The 17,669-nt window shown below is 66.9% G+C and carries 7 protein-coding genes; all 7 read left to right on the top strand.

The window, feature by feature from the left end:
• The first annotated feature begins 315 nt into the window (after positions 1-315).
• From MFM001_RS13745 to MFM001_RS13715, 7 genes are read left to right on the top strand one after another with little or no spacing between them, the layout of a single operon-like run.
• Positions 316-1,638 carry a polyketide synthase gene (locus MFM001_RS13745; RefSeq protein ID WP_116375839.1) on the top strand — a complete coding sequence of 441 codons (1,323 nt, stop codon included), beginning with the start codon at positions 316-318 and terminating at the stop codon, positions 1,636-1,638.
• Positions 1,638-4,691: a mycobactin polyketide synthase MbtD gene (mbtD, locus tag MFM001_RS13740; protein ID WP_116376080.1), complete on the top strand. Its 3,054-nt coding sequence runs from the start codon at positions 1,638-1,640 to the stop codon at positions 4,689-4,691. The genes MFM001_RS13745 and mbtD overlap by 1 nt, the downstream gene beginning before the upstream one ends.
• Positions 4,688-11,149, top strand: a complete 6,462-nt coding sequence (locus tag MFM001_RS13735; protein ID WP_116375838.1) for a non-ribosomal peptide synthetase — start codon at positions 4,688-4,690, stop codon at positions 11,147-11,149. The genes mbtD and MFM001_RS13735 overlap by 4 nt, the downstream gene beginning before the upstream one ends.
• Positions 11,146-15,534, top strand: a complete 4,389-nt coding sequence (locus tag MFM001_RS13730) for a non-ribosomal peptide synthetase (protein WP_116375837.1) — start codon at positions 11,146-11,148, stop codon at positions 15,532-15,534. The genes MFM001_RS13735 and MFM001_RS13730 overlap by 4 nt, the downstream gene beginning before the upstream one ends.
• A complete protein-coding gene (gene mbtG, locus MFM001_RS13725) occupies positions 15,531-16,814 on the top strand; it encodes an NADPH-dependent L-lysine N(6)-monooxygenase MbtG (RefSeq protein WP_116375836.1) in 1,284 nt (427 codons plus the stop codon). The genes MFM001_RS13730 and mbtG overlap by 4 nt, the downstream gene beginning before the upstream one ends.
• Positions 16,792-17,004, top strand: coding sequence for an MbtH family protein (locus MFM001_RS13720; RefSeq protein ID WP_116375835.1), 213 nt, complete (start codon positions 16,792-16,794; stop codon positions 17,002-17,004). The genes mbtG and MFM001_RS13720 overlap by 23 nt, the downstream gene beginning before the upstream one ends.
• Positions 17,001-17,666, top strand: coding sequence for a GNAT family N-acetyltransferase (locus tag MFM001_RS13715; protein ID WP_116375834.1), 666 nt, complete (start codon positions 17,001-17,003; stop codon positions 17,664-17,666). Before MFM001_RS13720 ends, MFM001_RS13715 begins: the two co-directional genes overlap by 4 nt.
• Positions 17,667-17,669: the final 3 nt, after the last annotated feature.

Genomic DNA, 17,669 nt, shown 5'->3' with positions numbered 1-17,669 from the left:
TCCCACGGTATTGCACATACGCCAGTTTCAATTTCGGTTGAGGTTGCGCGTCAAGTGTTTGTCGCCAGTCGGCGCGGGTATCCCTACCGCGACGCACACGAACGCCGTGGCTGCGCCTGGGGGGGCGATCGTCGACTCCGCAACTGGACCGGTCGTCGTCTCGCCGGCCGACCAAGAGCCGGTTCCGTACGAACCCGGACCCAGCTTATGGCGGAGGGGAGGGAATCGTGAGCGCATCGAGCGGTTTGGTGGAGGAAGTCGAACCGTTCCCGTGCCACCAAAACTACAAGAACGCCGTCGCCAGCCGAGCCATCGATGTCTAACCAACGGGTGACGGCCGTCTTCGACTACGAACCGGTGGTAGTCGTCGGCATGGCGCTTGAGACGCCCGGCGATATCGACACCGCCGAGGCTTATTGGGAATTGCTGTCAGCGCGGCGAGAAGCGTTGTCGCCCTTCCCGACCAACCGAGACTGGCCGATCCGAGATCTCTTGGCCGGCTCACGCCGCGACGGCTTCAAGCCAATTCACGACTCCGGTGGATTCTTGACCGGGGCAACGACATTCGACCCCGGGTTCTTCGGGATCTCGCCGCGCGAAGCTACCACGATGGACCCGCAGCAACGCGTCGCTTTGCGGGTAGCCTGGCGCGCACTGGAGAACAGCGACATCAACCCGGACGATCTGCAGGGCCATAACGTCGGTTGTTACATCGGAGCATCCATGACCGGCTACGGGCCGGAGATGGCCGAGTTCTCTCGGCACACGGGACATCTGCTCAGCGGAACTGCGCTCGGGGTGGTCTCGGGGCGAATCGCCTACACGCTCGGCTTGGCCGGTCCGGCTCTGACCATCGACGCTTCGTGCACCTCGGCGCTTGCCGCGCTGCATGTCGCGGTACAGGCCGTTCGCGCCGGAGACTGCGACATGGCACTGGCCGGAGGAGTCTGCGTGATGGGCTCACCAGGCTACTTTGTCGAGTTCTCAAAACAACAGGCGCTGTCCGACGACGGGCACTGCCGCCCCTACAGCGCACAGGCCAGCGGCACTGTGTGGGCCGAGGGTGCGGGAATATTTGTGCTGCAACGTAAATCGCACGCGCTGCGCGACGGCCGCCGGATTCTCGCGGAAATCCGTGCCAGCGCGGTCAATCAGGATGGCCGTAGCGCGGGGCTCAGCGCCCCCAGCGGCGACGCGCAGAAGCGCCTCTTCGAACGCGTCATCTGCCAGGCCGGAGTGCGCCCCGAAGACATCACGATGGTCGAAGGACATGGCACCGCCACCCGCCTCGGCGACCGTACCGAGTTGCGATCACTGTCGGAAACATACGGCGCGACCGAACCCGGCCGCGGCGCTTTGCTGGGGTCGGTCAAGTCCAATGTGGGCCACGCGCAGGCCGCCGCGGGCGCATTGGGTCTGGCAAAGCTTCTGGTCTCTGCCGAACACGGCGCGGTGCCGCCCACGCTCCACGCGGCCGAGCCAAGTCACGAGATCGACTGGGACAAGCAAGGTCTGCGGCTCGCCCAAGAGCTGACACCGTGGCCCGCCGTGGACGGACAGCGGCTTGCCGCGGTTTCTGCGTTCGGCGTGAGCGGCACCAACGCGCACGCCATCGTGTCTGTTCCGGAGTCCGTATGATGGCCGCCTCCCGCTTCCCGGACCGCCGTATCCCTGTGCTGCTCAGCGCGCACGCGCAGGACCTGGTCGCCCAGGACGCCGCGGCGATCCTGGAATTCCTGGGCCGCGCGCCGAAAGTGACCTGCGTGCCGGGGGTGGCCTCCACGCTGTTGCGAATGCGAAGACTGCGCCGCCACCGCGCGGTGGTACGGGCCGGCGACGTCGCCGAGCTCGCCACCGCCCTTCGCGCGCTGGCTGACGGCGATGAGCATCCCCTGGTCGCCAGGTCGTCGGGAAACACCTTGGCCCGAACAGCTTTCGTATTTCCCGGCCAGGGCAACCAGTGGCCGTCGATGGGGGCCGACGCCTATCGAGAGCTGCCCATTTATCGGGCCGAGGCGGACCGCTGCGCCGAAGCGTTCGTCACCGCCGGCATGCCGTCTCCGCTGCCCTACCTCGTGAACGGCCCGGCCGAGCAGGGCTGGTCACAGGTCGAGATACAAGGTGCGCAGTTCACTCATTCGGTCGGCTTGGCACAGGTTTGGCGGTCGTGCGGCGTTCTTCCCGATATCACGGTGGGACACAGTCTCGGCGAGGCGGCGGCCGCATATGTCGCCGGAGCCGTAAAGCTGCCAGACGCGGTCGCTGTCGTCGGAGCCAGAGCCGCCGTGGTGGGTAGGCTGCCCGGCCGCTACGGCATGGCGGTGCTGGGCGTCGATGTGGATGAAGCGGAGCGGCTGATAGCCACAACGCCTGGGTGGTTGGAAGTTTCGGCCGTCAATGCTGCGTCTTCGACGGTGCTCTCCGGCGACCGCGACGCGGTCGACGCGGCCGTGCGCCTCGCCGAAGAGCGCGGGATCTTCGCCCGGTCCATTGCCGTCGACTATCCGGGGCACACCAGCGCCCTCGACCCGTTGCGGCCGATATTCGAAGAGCTGCTCCCAGCGGCGGCGTTCAAAGATGCGCCCATAGAGTTCGTCAGTTCTACGCTGGGGGCGGTGGTAGGAGCCGGCACCGATTTCACCGATTACTGGTGCCGAAATCTGCGCAACACGGTCCGGTTCGACCGCGCCGTTGCAGTGGCGATCGAACGAGGCGTCAATGTGTTCGTCGAGCTGTCGGCGCACCCGTCGCTGCTGTCCGCGCTGACCGACCTCGTCGAAGACGAGTCGACGGTGCTCGTCGGATCCGGTACCCGCGGTGAGCCCGTCACCGACCAGTTGTCCGCCAACATTGCCGCCGCCGCGCTGGCTGATCCCCGTTACCGATGGGCCGACGTGGCGGGGGTCGGCGGCCATCCACCGCTGCGCGGCTTTCCCAACGCGCCGATGCATGCGGTGCATTTCTGGGCGAAACGAGAGCCGTTACCGCCGTTGCCCGGTAAGGCCATCGCAGTGGCATACGAGCAGTGGGAGCCGACTGACGAAGCGGGGACCAGGAGGCAGGCAAACCGCCGTATCGCGATTGTGGAACCCGGCGCCGCCGCAGGCTCGTTAGCGCGGCGGCTGACGGATGCCATTGGGTCACACGACGATTGCATGCTGGCTGCCCCCGACGACGCGGACATCGCCGTGATCATCGCCCCCGCGTTCGAGCAGCCCGACGCGGTCGCCGCGAGCGAAGCTTTGATCGACGCGCGCCCACCGGATTACCGTCGGCTTTTGGGTCCGCAGTGCCGCACCGTGTGGCTGGTCACCGCTTGCGGCGAACAGGTGCAGCCCGGTGAACCCGCCGGGCTGCCGGCACAGGCGGCGCTCGCCGCGATGCACCGCAGCATCGGCTTCGAATTCCCCGACAAGACATTCGGCCACCTCGATCTGCCCAGCCGCAACATCGCCGCACAGGAGGGGCTCGCCTGCCTCGACGTGTTCCTTGGCGACGCCGACGAAGTGGCGCTGCGTGAAAGCGGCAACGGGGAGCCGCGACGCTATGTTCGCAGGCTGCGCGAATCTCACGAACCCATGCCGCAGCGCGCATTCGACGCAACCCTGCTGGACAGCGTCGTGATTACCGGCGGCAGTGGAGCCATCGGCCGCGCGTATGCACGCCACTGCGTCGACCACGGCGCCCGCCAGGTGATCCTGTTGAGCCGCAAGGGTGTTGAGCAGGCCGACATAGACCGGCTGCGCGAGGGACACGACGTCGACGTGCGCGCGCCGACGTGCGATATCACCGACACCGATTCGGTGCGGCTCGCCGCGACGGAGCATGCAGGCGACGGCGCGTCACTGCTGATCCACGCCGCCGGAACCGCCACTTTCGGCCCGCACGATCGCCTTACCGGGGCCGACTTCGCAGATATGTTCGGCGCCAAAGTTGCCGGGCTGGCGCGGGTCTCGGAAGCGTGGCCGCTACGGCGGGACGCACGGATCATGGCGTGCTCCTCCGTATCCGGACTATGGGGCGGGTACGGACACGGTGCCTATGCAGCGTCGAACCGGATGCTCGACGTCCTGGCCGCCCAGCTGCGGGCCAAGGGGCTGGACGCCACCTCGATGCGGTGGGGACTGTGGCGGGACACCAAAATCGCCAGTGACGACGAGATCGCCCGCATCGAGCGGTCCGGGCTGGTCCCGATGGATCCTGACGAAGCTGTCGCGGCGAGTCTTTGCCAGCACGACGGCGACCCGGTGATACTCGCCGCCGACTTCGACCGGCTGCGACTCTTCTTCGAAAGCCAGGGATTCCTCACGCCTTTCGCTGCACCCACTGCCGTCCAGGAAGCCGAGCCCGTCGGCGACGACGCCGGGGAGCGACCGATCGACCAGGTCGTGCGCGCCGAGGTGGCCACGTTGCTGGGAGCCGGCGATCCGGCGTCGGTCGACGTGAACGCGCCGCTGGTCGATCTCGGCCTGGACTCTTTACTGGCAGTCGATCTGCGAAAACGGCTGGACCGGGCGATCGGTCACGCGGTTCCGCTGACGCAATTGCTCGGCGGCATCACCAGCGCCCAACTCATCGATGTGCTGCGGTCCGCCCCCTCCGACGACGGCGCAGACCGAACCGGGCCCACCAACGCGGCCGGTGACATCGGGAAGGGCGGGCATGGGAGAAAGGGAGGAGCTCTCACGTGACCGATACCGTTGACGCCCCGCTCAATGAACAGCGCTTGGAGTTGCTGCAGCGCAAACGCATTGGCGGCGCGACGGGCGAATTGTCCGCGGGTCAGCTCCGGATGTGGTTCGTACAATCGATCGACCCGACCAGTGCACTGCTCAACGTCTGCATGTCCTACCGCATCACCGGCGCTGTCGACGTCGCAGGGTTACATCGGGCAGTGGACGCCGTCGCGTCCCGCCATCCGGTGCTGCGCACCACGTATCACACCGATGACAACGGCGACCCGTATCCAGTTGTGCACGACGACTTGCGGCCCGGCTGGACCGAACACGACCTGTCCGGGCTGGCCGAGCAGGCCCGGCAGCTGCGACTGGAAGTGCTGGCGCAGCGGGAGTTCCGCCGGCCCTTCGACTTGGCCGCGGATTCGCCGCTGCGCATCACGGTCGTGTGCCTGACCCCCGACGAAGTGATGCTGCTGGTCACTGCACACCACATCGCCTGGGACGACGGGTCATGGGCGCCGTTCTTCACCGACCTGGTCCGCGCGTATGCCGACCCGGATCGTTTCGATGCTGCCCCGATGGAACCAGCGTCTCCGCCTGCCGGCGGCGACCTCGAGGAGGATCTGGCGTACTGGCGGCCGCGGATGACGGACTTGCCTGAGCCGCTGGAACTTCCGGGCCCCAACGGTTCGGTGGTGCCGAGCACCTGGCGGTCACGGGGCGAGTCGCTGCGGTTGCCCGCGGCCACCGTCGAGCGGGTGGCAGCCCTGGCCCGCGAGAGCGGTGCCACCCCGTACATGGTGCTGCTGGCCGCGTTCTCTGCGTTGATTCACCGGTACACCCACGCCACCGACTTCCTGATCGCCGCGCCGGTGAACAATCGCGGTGACGGCACCGAAAACGCGATCGGCTACTACGGAAACACCGTCGTGATGCGCACGCGGCCGCGCCCGCGGCAGACCTTCCGCGACCTGTTGGCGCAGACCCGCGAGACCACAGCCGGGGCCTTCTCCCATCAGCGTGTCAACTTCGACTGGCTGGTGCGGGAATTGAATCCCGACCGTCGCCACGGCGCGGAGCGTCTGACCCGAGTCGGCTTCGGGTTTCGTGAACCCGACGGCGGCGGATTCTGCCCGCCGGGGGTGCAATGCCGGCGCGGCGAGTTGCGCGGCCAATTCACCCAGCTACCACTGAATTTCATGGTGGAATTCGCAGCCGACGGTGCTCTGGTCGACGCCGAGTACCTGGTGGAAGTGCTGGACGCGCCGCTGGCCCGGCAGCTGCTCGAGCATTACGCCATCCTGTTGGACAGCGCGCTGGCGGACCCTGACGCCGACGTCTCGGCGTTGTCCCTGTTGAGTGACGCCGATAGGGACTGGCTGCGCCGAGCCGCTACCGGCGAGGAATTCTCCACGCCGCCCACCACTCTGACCGCGCTGATGACCGAGCGGGTCGCGCAGGCTCCCGACGCCGTCGCGGTGGTCTACGAGGGCCGACAATACAGCTATCGCGAGATCAATGAGGAAGCAAACCGGCTGGCGCACTGGCTGATCGAGCAGGGTGTCGGCACCGAGGACCGTGTCGCCGTGGTGCTCGACAAGTCGCCCGAACTGGTCATCACCGGACTGGGCGTGCTCAAAGCCGGTGCGATCTACCTGCCGGTCGACCCGACCTATCCGGAGGATCGCCTGTCGTTCATCCTGGACGACGCGGAAGCCAAAATTATTCTGCGAGAGCCGGTCACGGAGTTGTCGGAGTACGCTCCGACCGACCCGACCCCCGAGGAGCTGGTCCGGCCGCTGCGGCCGAACAACACCGCCTACCTGATCTACACCTCCGGTTCGACGGGCCTGCCCAAAGGTGTGCCGGTGCCGCACGCGCCGATCGCCGAGTACTTCGTCTGGTTCGGCGACGCATACCAGGTCGACGAGACCGACCGGCTGCTGCAGGTGGCCTCCCCCGGCTTCGACGTGTCCATCGCCGAGATCTTCGGCACACTGATTTGCGGCGCGCGACTGGTGATCCCGCGACCAGACGGCCTGCGCGACATCGGGTATCTGACCGACCTGTTGTATCGCGAAGGCATCACCTCGATGCATTTCGTGCCGTCGCTGCTCGGGCTGTTTCTGTCCTTGCCGGGTGTCAACCAGTGGCGCACGCTGCGCCGGGTCCCGGTCGGTGGCGAGGCGCTGCCCGGTGAAATCGCAGACAAGTTCCACGCCACCTTCGACGCGTCGCTGTACAACTTCTACGGGCCGACCGAGACTGTCGTCAACGCCACGAGCTACCCGGTCGAGGGCACCCAGGGCACCCGCATCGTGCCGATCGGCAAACCCAAAATCAACACGCAGGTGCATCTGCTCGACAATGCCCTGCGGCCGGTCCCGGTCGGGGTGATCGGCGAAATCTACCTCGGCGGAACACACATGGCGCACGGTTACCACAATCGGCCGTCGCTGACTGCCGAGCGTTTCGTCGCCGATCCGTTCAGGCCCGGCGGCCGGTTGTACCGCTCAGGAGATCTGGCCCGGCGTAACGCCGACGGCGACATCGAATTCGTCGGCCGCGCCGACGAGCAGGTGAAGATTCGTGGCTTCCGGATCGAGTTGGGCGAGGTCGCGTCGGCGATCTCGGTCGATCCCAGCGTCGGGCAGACCGTGGTGATCGCTGCCGACCTGCCGGGATTGGGTAAGAGCCTGGTCGGCTATGTCACCCCGGTCGACGGTGACGCCGAAACCGTTGACGTGGAACGCATCCGGGCGCGGGTGGCCGCCGCGCTGCCGGACTACATGACGCCGGCCGCCTATGTCGTGCTCGACGAAATCCCGATCACCACGCACGGCAAGATCGACCGTGACGCGTTGCCGCAGCCGGAGATCGCCGCGGCCGCCGAATACCGTGAGCCGACAACGGACAGCGAGCGGCGCATCGCCGAGTTGTTCGCCCAATTGCTCGGCCACGAGCGGGTGGGCGCCGACGACTCGTTCTTCGACCTCGGCGGCCATTCCCTGGTGGCCACCAAGCTGGTCGCCGCGATCCGGTCTGAGTGCGGCGTCGAACTCGGTATCCGCGACGTGTTCGAGCTGACCACGGTCGCACGTGTTGCCGAACGGATCGACCAGCTGAAGTCGGGCGCGGTTAGGATCAAGCGGCCCACACTGGTCAAGACGTCGCACGACGGCCCGTTGCCGCTGTCGGCATCACAGCTGCGGACCTGGTTCGCCTACCAGATCGAGGGGCCCAGCGACGCCAACAACATCCCCTTTGCCGCCAAGTTGAGCGGGCCATGCGACATCGACGCTCTCGTCGCCGCGGTCAGCGACGTCGTGGCGCGTCACGAGATCCTGCGTACCAACTACACCGAAATCGACGGTGTGCCATACCAGGTGGTCCACCCTGCGGCCGAAGTGCCGGTGCGACAGGCGACCGGCGACGGGGAGGAGTGGGTGCGGACGCAGCTGGACGCCGAGCGCCGATACTGCTTTGCACTGGACCACGAATGGCCGATCCGGGCAGCGGTGCTGCACACCGGCGACGAGCACGTGGTCTCGTTGGTGGTGCACCACATCGCCATCGACCACTGGTCGGGCGGGGTGCTGTTCGCCGACCTGCTGACCGCGTATCGGGCGCGGCACGGCGGGCAGCAGCCGTCCTGGGCGCCGCTGCCGCTGCAGTACGGCGACTACGCCGCCTGGCAGGGCGCACTGCTGGCCGAGCCCGCCGGCGGGGAGCCCAGCATCGCAGCGATGCAGCGCGAATACTGGACGCGACAGTTGGCGGGGATACCGGAAGACACCGGGCTGCGGCCGGACCTTCCGCGCCCGCCGGTGCCCAGCGGTGCCGGTGACTCCGTCGAATTCAGCATCGACCCGCAGACCCGCGGCAAGCTCGCCGAGCTGAGCCGCGAGTTGGGCATCACCGAATTCATGCTGTTGCAGTCGGCGGTCGCGGTCGTGTTGCACAAAGCCGGTGGCGGCGTGGACATTCCGTTGGGCACCCCGATCGCGGCGCGCACCGAGCCCGAACTCGACCAACTGATCGGCTTTTTCATCAACATCCTGGTGCTCCGCAACGACCTGGACGGCAACCCGACGCTGCGGGAGGTTTTGGGGCGGGCCCGGGAAACGGCGCTGGGCGCCTATGCTCACCAGGATCTGCCGTTCGAGCGGGTGGTCGATGCGGTCAACCCGGTGCGGTCGCTGTCGCGCAACCCGCTGTTCCAGGTGGTCGTCCACGTCCGCGATCACCTGCCGGCCGAGCGGGTGATCGACACCGGTCCGGACGGTGACACCGTATTCACCGCGCTGGAGCCGGCATTCGACATGGCGCATGCCGATTTGAGCTTCAGCTTCTTCGCCACCGACACCGGGTACCACGGCAACATCCTCTACCGCACCGAGCTGTACCGCCGCAGCACCATCGAGCGACTGGTCGGCTGGCTAGCACAGGTCGTCGACGCCTTCGCGACTGACGTCGAGGTGACGTTGCGCGACGTGCAGTTGCTCGACGCCGCGGAGCGGCAACGCATCCTGACCGACTGGAGCCGCGGCGCCGAGCCGCCCGCCGACCGTCCACTCACCATCGCCGAACTACTCGAACCGAGCCGGAAGTGTGGCTCCGATCGCATCGCCCTTCGCTGTGGTCGCGAACAGATCGATTATCCTGCGCTGCACCGCCGTTCGGACAACTTTGCGCAGCTGCTCGCCGGTCGCGGCATCGGGCCGGGATCATTGGTCGGCTTGTCGACGCGGCGCAGCATCGACATGGTGGTCGCACTGGTCGGCATCATGAAGGCCGGAGCCGGCTTCTTCCCGCTGGACCCTGGCTATCCACCTGCACGCAAGCAGTTCATGCTCGACGACGTCGCGCCACAGGTTGTCGTCGTGACAACCGAAGCTCTCGACACCATGCCCGAATCCCCTGGGGTCACCTTTATTTCGCTCGACGATCCTGCGGTGCAGGAGGCCATGGAGGCCGCTGGGACGCCTTTACAGCCGTTGCGGCCGGCGCATCCAGACGACCCGATGTATTTGGTCTTCACCTCCGGATCGACCGGAAAACCGAAGGGCGTGTTGGGCACCCATCGGGCGATGACCACCCGGCTGAACTGGCAGGTATGGAATTACCCGGTGCCCGGCAACGACGTTCGGTTGGCGCAGGCCTCCTGGACATTCCTCGAGGGCTGCATGGAAACGCTGGGCGGACTGGCGGCGGGGGCCACCACGATCCTGGCCGACGACGCCGAGCACCGCGACCCCGAAGCACTCGCGTCGCTGATCCGGCGTCACTCGATAGCTCAAGTGACGGCGGTGCCCAGCCTGGTCTCGACGGTCGTCGACTCGTGGCCCGACGCGCTGCGATCGCTGACCCGGCTGGTGTGCGGCGCCGAGCCGCTGACGACCTCGCTGCAGGAGCGGTTGTTGGCGATGCGCGGCGACGCCGCAACACCGGAGTTGCTGAACAACTTCGGCGCCACCGAGACATCCGGTGCACTGGTCCGCGGACCGCTGACTCCGCCGGTCCCGATCCTGGGCACCCCGATGCCCGATGCGCAGGTGTATCTGCTCGACGACGCCCTGGCGCCGGTGCCGGTCGGCGTGGTCGGTGAATTGTATTATGCCGGTGGGCAACTGGTTCGAGGTTATTGGAAACGGCCCGGACTGACCGCGGTGCGGTTCGTGGCCAATCCGTATGCCGACCAACCCGGAGTGCGGTTCTACCGCAGCGGCGACCGAGCTCGCTGGACCGAAGAGGGCCGACTGGAGTTCGTCGGGCGGACCGATCACCAGGTGAAGGTACGCGGTTTCCGCGTCGAACTCGGCGAAGTGGATGCCGCCCTGCAGGCGGCCGACGGGGTGGCGGTTGCGGCCTCGCGCACCTGGGAGCTGCAGGGCAGCACCACGTTGGCCGGCTATGTGGTGCCCGAAGAGCCGATCACCGACGACGCGGCCAAGGCGGCGTTCGCGTCGGCGGTCCGCGCCAAAGCCGCTTCGGTGCTACCGGGATACATGGTGCCGTCGTCGATCACGGTGCTCGACGAGATGCCCAAGACCGAGTCGGGCAAACTGAATCGGCCCGGGCTGCCGCAGCCGGCGGTGAGCACGACGGGCGAAGCCGAGCCGCCGCAAACCGGCACCGAACGCGCGCTGGCCGCGGTGTTCGCCGAGCTGCTGTCCACCCCGGGGGTGGGGCGCTTCGACGACTTCTTCGCGCTCGGCGGTGACAGCATTCTGTCAGTGCAGCTGGCCGCCCGGGCGAAAGACGCCGGCATGCACGTAACGCCGCGGATGGTGTTCGAGAACCCGACCGTGCAGCTGCTGGCCGCCGCCGTCGACCACGCAAGCGCGACGGGGGCCGACGGCGCGGAGATCGATACCCGGCACGCGCCGATGAGCACCTCGGGACTGTCGGCCGAGGATCTGGCTGCAGTGACCCAATCGTGGACGTCGTCTCAGGGTGAGAAGCCATGACCGCCACCGAAGCTGGTGCACCGCCGGGCATCGAGGATGTCATGGCGCTCAGCCCCTTACAGGAGGGGCTGTACTCGCTGACCACACTGGGCGAATTCAGCGAAGACGACCCTTACCTGATCGGGATGACCGCCGACATCTCCGGTCCGCTCGACGTCGAGCTGCTCAAGCATTGTGCGGCAAAGATGTTGGAGCGGCACCCGAATCTGCGGGCCAGCTTCGTCAGCCGCGACATCCCGCGTCCGGTGCAGATCGTTCCGGCTCGAGTCGAGCTGCCCTGGCGACACGTCAGCGCCGCGCCCGAAGATATCGAACAACTGGAGACCGAGGAGCGACGTCGGCCGTTCGACTTCGAGCGCACGCCGTCGATGCGTTTCCTGCTCATCGAATTACCAGATGCCCGCTGGCGTTTGGTGATCACCGCGCATCACATCGTGATCGACGGCTGGTCGCTGCCGGTGTTCGCAGCGGAGATGATTGCCCTGTACGGGGCCGGCGGTGACGTGCACGCGCTGCCGGCCGAGCCGCGGCCATACCGCGACTACATCGGCTGGCTTGCCGGCCGCGATCATTCGGACAGCGAGCAGGTGTGGCGTGAACACCTGGCCGGCCTGTCCGGCCCGACGCTGCTCACGGCGGCGATGGGCACCGAAGCGCCGGGCAGGGGGCTGCCCCGGCGTACCGAGCTGCGCACCGACCGCGACACCACCGCGCGGCTTTCCGAGGGAGCTCGAGACCGCGGCATCACCGTCAACACACTGATGCAGATGGCCTGGGCGCTGGTGCTCTCGCGGCTCACCGACCGCGACGACGTGGTGTTCGGGGTCACGGTGTCCGGCCGTCCGCCCGAATTGTCCGGTGTCGAAAGCATGATCGGCCTGTTCATCAACACCGTCCCGTTACGGGTGCGGCTCGACCCGGATGGCGACGTCGGTAGGCAATGCCATGGGGTGCAACGAGATGCGGCGATGTTGCGGGATCACAGCTACCTGAGCCACGCCCAGCTGCGAGCGCTGGGCGGCCTCGGCGAAATGTTCGACACCCTGCTTGTCTACGAAAACTTTCCCACCGCAGGTCTTGTCGAAGGTGGCGACTTGTCCGCTGGCGGTGTGACATTCCAGCCAGCAGGGCTGGAGAGCGTGACCCATTTTCCGGTCGCGGTCGCCGCGCACATGGCCGACGGGGAACTGGTCACGCTGGTGGAAGTGCTCGACGGTGCGCTCGGCGCGACGACCGGCGCCATGCTGGGCCGCCGCGTGCTCGCCACCGCCGAGCGGCTGCTGTCGATGTGGGATCGCCCGCTGCGCGAGGTGAGCGTGCTGTTCGACGACGAGGCGCAGCCGGTGCGGGCAGCAGCGACGCCGCCGGCCCGCGCAGCCACCGGTTTCCACACCCGCTTCGCCGCGATCGCCGCCGCTAAACCTGATGCCGTCGCACTCAGCTGGCCGCTTGGCACAATGAGCTACGCCGCTCTGGACGCCGCCGCCAACCGCCTGGCTGCACTACTCCACAGCCGCGGCGCCGGGCCGGAAACGCCAGTGGCAATCCGCCTTTCGCGGGGCCCGGAGTTCGTCATCGCGATGCTCGCGACACTGAAGGCCGGCGCCATGTGTGTGCCGCTCGAACCTGGCATGCCTTCCGAGCGGGTGGAGTCAATCCTGCGACAGACGGGTGCGAGCATCGTCGCCGACGAGGATCTGCTGTCTACCGCCGACGATCAGTCCGCCGATTTCCGTCCCGTCGAGGTGGAACCCGACCAAGCCGCCTATGTGATCTTCACCTCGGGGACAACCGGAGAACCCAAGGGAGTCATCGGAACTCACGCCGCGTTGAGCGCCTACGCCGACGACCACATCCAGGCCGTGCTGCGGCCCGCCGCCGCCCGGCTGGGCCGCCCGCTGCGGATCGCGCATGCCTGGTCGTTCGCGTTCGACGCCGCCTGGCAGCCACTGGTCGCGCTGCTCGACGGGCACGCCGTGCATGTCGTCGACCAGCAGACGCAGCCCGACGCGGAGGCGCTGGTTCGCACGATCATCAACCACCGCATCGACATGATCGACACCACGCCCTCGATGTTCGCGCAACTGCGGGCATTCGGCTTGCTGGACGCCGCGCATCTGACCGTGCTGGCGTTGGGCGGCGAAGCCATCGGCGCGCCGACGTGGAACGCGATCCGAAACGCGTGCGCCCGCAGCGCTATGGCGGCCTACAACTGCTACGGCCCCACCGAAACCACGGTCGAGGCGGTGGTTGCGAGTATCGCCGAATACGACGAGCCGTCAATCGGGCGTCCCACCCAACAGACTCGCTGCTACGTACTGGACTCCGGTCTGCGCCCGGTGGTCTACGGCGCACCCGGCGAGTTGTACTTGGCCGGCGCGCAACTGGCCCGCGGCTACCTCGGCCGAGCCGGCGAGACGTCGATGCGATTCGTCGCTGATCCTTTTGCGCCCGGCGAGCGGATGTACCGCACCGGCGATCTGGTGCGCCGCCAGCCCGACGGTTCGGTGCGGTACCTGGGCCGCGCCGACACGCAGGTGAAGATCCGGGGCTACCGCGTCGAACCAAGCGAGATCGCCGCCGCGCTGGAAACGCATCCCGCGGTACGGCATGCGCATGTGCTGGTGCGTGAGCAGCAGGACGGTGCACGACTAACCGCCTATGCGGCCGCCGCCGACGGCGCGAAACCCACCGCCGGAGAACTCCGCGGCATGCTTGGCGAACGGTTGCCGCGCTACATGGTCCCGCAGCGCATCGTCGTCGTCGACGACATTCCGCTGACTCCCAACGGCAAGCTGGACGAGACCGCGCTGGCCGACGTCGATTCCGCCGCCACGGTGGCGTGCACACCAGAAACACCAACGGAAGCCGCACTGGCCGAACTGCTTACCGAGATGCTGCAGCTTCCGCGGGTCGACGTGATGACCGACTTCCTGCAGCTGGGGCTGGACAGCATCCTGGCGCTCTCGGTGGTGCAGGCGGCCCGCCGCCGCGGCATCCCGCTGCGTGCCCGGCTGATCCTGGAGTGCAGCACGGTTCGCGAGCTTGCCGCCGCAATCGACTCCGAATCCGTTGGCGCCACCCGCGAGGTCGACGACAGTGACACACCAATTCCGTTGCTGCCCAATGCCCATTGGCTCTATGAGTACGGCGAGCCGCGACGGATGGCACAGACTGAGGCCATCCGGCTACCCGAGGGCATCACCGCCGACCAGGTGCGGACCGCGCTAACCACCATCGTCGACGGCCATCAGGTGCTGCGCACCCGACTGGACCGCACCACGATGACACTGTTGCCGGCACCGGCCGACGACATCCTCACCGAGAGAGCGGTATCGGACGATCTCCCCACAACGGTCACCGACCATGCTCAACGCGCGCTGGACAGCCTCGACCCCGAACAGGGTGCGATGTTGGCGGCGGTGCTGCTGCGGCCGCCGAGCGGAGGACCAGTGTTGCTGTTGGCCGCCCATGTACTGGCCATGGACCCGGCGTCGTGGCGGGTGGTGCTCGGCGAACTCGACGCCGCTCTGCACGCGCTGCGTGACGGGCACACGCCGGCGCCGATCCGCGAACACACCAGCTACCGCCAGTGGGCCCAAGCACTCATTCAGCGCGCTGAAACGCTTGACACCGAGCAGTTTTGGATCACACAGCTCGAAGGCGACGATCCCGGCTTAGGGGCTCGACCGGTACAACCCGAGCGCGACCGGGCTCGAGATCTGGTGGTCCGATCCGCCGCGAGCGACGCCCAACTCACCCGTCGACTCCTTGAGTCGGATGTGCCGATATTCGAGCTGCTGGTCGGCGCGGCGGCGCGAACAGTGACTCGGTGGCGGCAGAACCGCCGCCAGCCGACTCCCCCGCCGCTGCTGGCGCTGGAAACACACGGCCGTGCCGACGCCGTGGTTCACGACACGGAGTTCGGCGAGATCGACACCACCGACACGGTTGGCCTGCTGAGTGCAATCTATCCGCTGCGGGTGCAGTCCACAGACCCACTCTGGATCAAGGAACAGTTGGCCGCGATCCCCGGCGCCGGAGTCGATTACGGGTTGCTGCGCTATATGCGCGCCTGCACCGCACCGGAACTCGACAAGTACGCAGGGCCGCACCTGCTGCTGAACTATCTGGGCCGCACCGACGTCGGCGATGCCGGCAGCGGCTTGCGACTCGACCGGGGGCTGCTCGCCGGTCTGCCGGAGCTGCCGGCACCCGACGCCGCGGTGCGTTACGAGCTGGTCATTTTGGCCACCCTGCTTGGTGCGGGAGACCAGCAGATCTTGCTGACGCAGTGGCGTGCACTGCCCGACATCCTCTGCGACGCGGACATCTCTGCACTGCAAGCACTCTGGGAAGAGTCGCTACAGGAGACGGTGCCGTGACCACACTGGCGGTGCTCGGCGCGGGAGCCAAGGCGGTGGCTCTCGCGGCCAAGGCGTCGGTGCTTCGTGAGATGGGCGTCGACACACCCGACGTCATTGCCGTCGAACGTACCGGGGTGGCCGCCAATTGGCAGGCCAGCGGCGGCTGGACCAACGGAGCCCAAAGCCTGGGCACCAGCCCGGAGAAGGACATCGGCTTTCCCTATCGCTCGTCGCTGGTGCCGCGCCGCAACGCCGAACTCGACGAGCGGATGACGCGCTACAGCTGGCAGGAGTATCTGATTGCCAGCGGTCAGTTCGCCGACTGGATCGACCGCTGTCGCCCGGCGCCCACCCATCGCCAGTGGGGCCAGTACCTGCGTTGGGTCGCCGAGCGAATCGGGATGGCCGTGGTGTACGGCGAGGTCGAACGGATCGCCGTCGCCGGCCAGCGCTGGGCGCTGCACACGCCGGACAGCGTCATTGACGCGGATGCGCTGATGATCACCGGGCCGGGCCAAGCGGAACGGACCCTGCTGCCAGGAAATCCGCGGGTGTTGTCGATCGCGCAGTTCTGGCACCGCGCGGCAGAACACGACCGAATCACCGCCGAACGAGTCGCCATGATCGGTGGCGGGGAGACCGCCGCAGCCATGCTCAACGAGCTTCGCGGACATCCGGTTTCGACGATTACCGTGATCTCGCCACAGGTCACCCTGTTCACCCGCGGGGAAAGCTTCTTCGAGAATTCCCTGTTTTCTGATCCAACACACTGGACCACGCTGACCTTGCACGAACGTCGGGACGCGATCGCACGCACCGACCGCGGAGTGTTCTCGTCGAGCGTGCAGGAGCTGCTGATGGCCGATGATCGGATCCGGCACCTGCGCGGTCGGGTCGCTCATGCGGTCGCTCGCGACGGGCAGATCCGGCTCACGTTGAGCACAGACCGGGGTAGCGAAAACTTCGAAACCGTGCACGGGTTCGACCTTGTCATCGACGGGTCAGGTGTCGACGCGATGTGGTTCAGCACGCTGTTCAGCCAGGATGCACTCGATCTGCTTGAACTCGGGCTGGGCGGACCACTGAGCGGCGAACGCTTGCAAGAAGCGATCGGCTACGACCTCGCCGTAGAAGGAGTTGCCCCAAAGCTGTTTCTGCCCAACCTCGCTGGACTGAACCAGGGGCCGGGCTTCCCTAATTTGAGTTGCCTGGGACTGCTTTCCGATCGGGTGCTGGGCACCGAGATACCGACCACCGACCCTGCTAGGAGAGATGATGAGCACCAATCCATTCGATGACGAGACCGGCACCTTCGTCGTCGTGGTGAACGATGAAGAGCAGCACAGCCTGTGGCCAACCTTCGCCGACATTCCGGCCGGCTGGCGCCAGGTATACGGCGAAGCCAGCCGCTCGGACTGTCAGCAGTACGTTGAGGAGCACTGGACGGACATCCGGCCGAAGAGTCTTCGCGAGGCGATAAAGCGATGACGTCCCGATCCGATACGGCAGCGAAACCTGAATCCAACGAGCAGGACGTGATCCTGCCGCGGGAACTGACCGATCTGTCCGACGAGATCCGCAATATCCCGTCGCCGCCTTGCAAGGCAGAGGTGCCCGCACCGTACTCGTTTCGGTTGGCCGATCCCGACGCCGACGCGGAGATGTTGGCCGAATGGATGAGCCGCCCGCACTTGGCCGAAGCGTGGGAGTACGTCTGGCCGCCGTCGCGGTGGCGTCGTTACCTATGCGCCCAGCTCGACGGGAGCTATTCGCGGCCGTTCATCGCCAGCATGGAGGGCCAAGACCACGCTTACGTCGAGTTATACCGCGCTGCAAAGGATTCCATCGCCACCCGCTACGATTGCGATCCCTACGATCTGGGCATACACGCCGGGATCGCGGATTTGGGAATCATGAACAAGGGAATCGCCAAATTCGTCCTGCCCTACTTTGTGGCCAGCGTGCTCAATGCCGAGCCGCTGTGTCGACGGATCATGTTCGACCCGGACCACCGAAACACAATGGCGCGCCGGTTCTGCGAGAGCAGCGGCTGTGTTTTCCTCGGAGAACACGACATGGCGAATCGTCGTATGGCTCTTTATGCGTTGCCACGTGCGCCCGGCGATGTCCCCCGGCTCCGCAAGACGTGAATG

This window comes from Mycobacterium sp. MFM001 (genome assembly GCF_003402475.1).
Taxonomy (GTDB): domain Bacteria; phylum Actinomycetota; class Actinomycetes; order Mycobacteriales; family Mycobacteriaceae; genus Mycobacterium.
The sequence above is the reverse complement of the archived record's forward strand: the minus strand, read 5'-3'. Positions and strand labels throughout refer to the sequence as shown.

What these genes read in the sequence shown, in the direction of transcription:
- MFM001_RS13745 (WP_116375839.1), top strand. Translation starts at nt 316, where the DNA reads ATGTCTAACCAACGGGTGACGGCCGTCTTCGACTACGAACCGGTGGTA.
- mbtD (WP_116376080.1), top strand. Translation starts at nt 1,638, where the DNA reads ATGGCCGCCTCCCGCTTCCCGGACCGCCGTATCCCTGTGCTGCTCAGC.
- MFM001_RS13730 (WP_116375837.1), top strand. Translation starts at nt 11,146, where the DNA reads ATGACCGCCACCGAAGCTGGTGCACCGCCGGGCATCGAGGATGTCATG.
- MFM001_RS13720 (WP_116375835.1), top strand. Translation starts at nt 16,792, where the DNA reads ATGAGCACCAATCCATTCGATGACGAGACCGGCACCTTCGTCGTCGTG.
- MFM001_RS13715 (WP_116375834.1), top strand. Translation starts at nt 17,001, where the DNA reads ATGACGTCCCGATCCGATACGGCAGCGAAACCTGAATCCAACGAGCAG.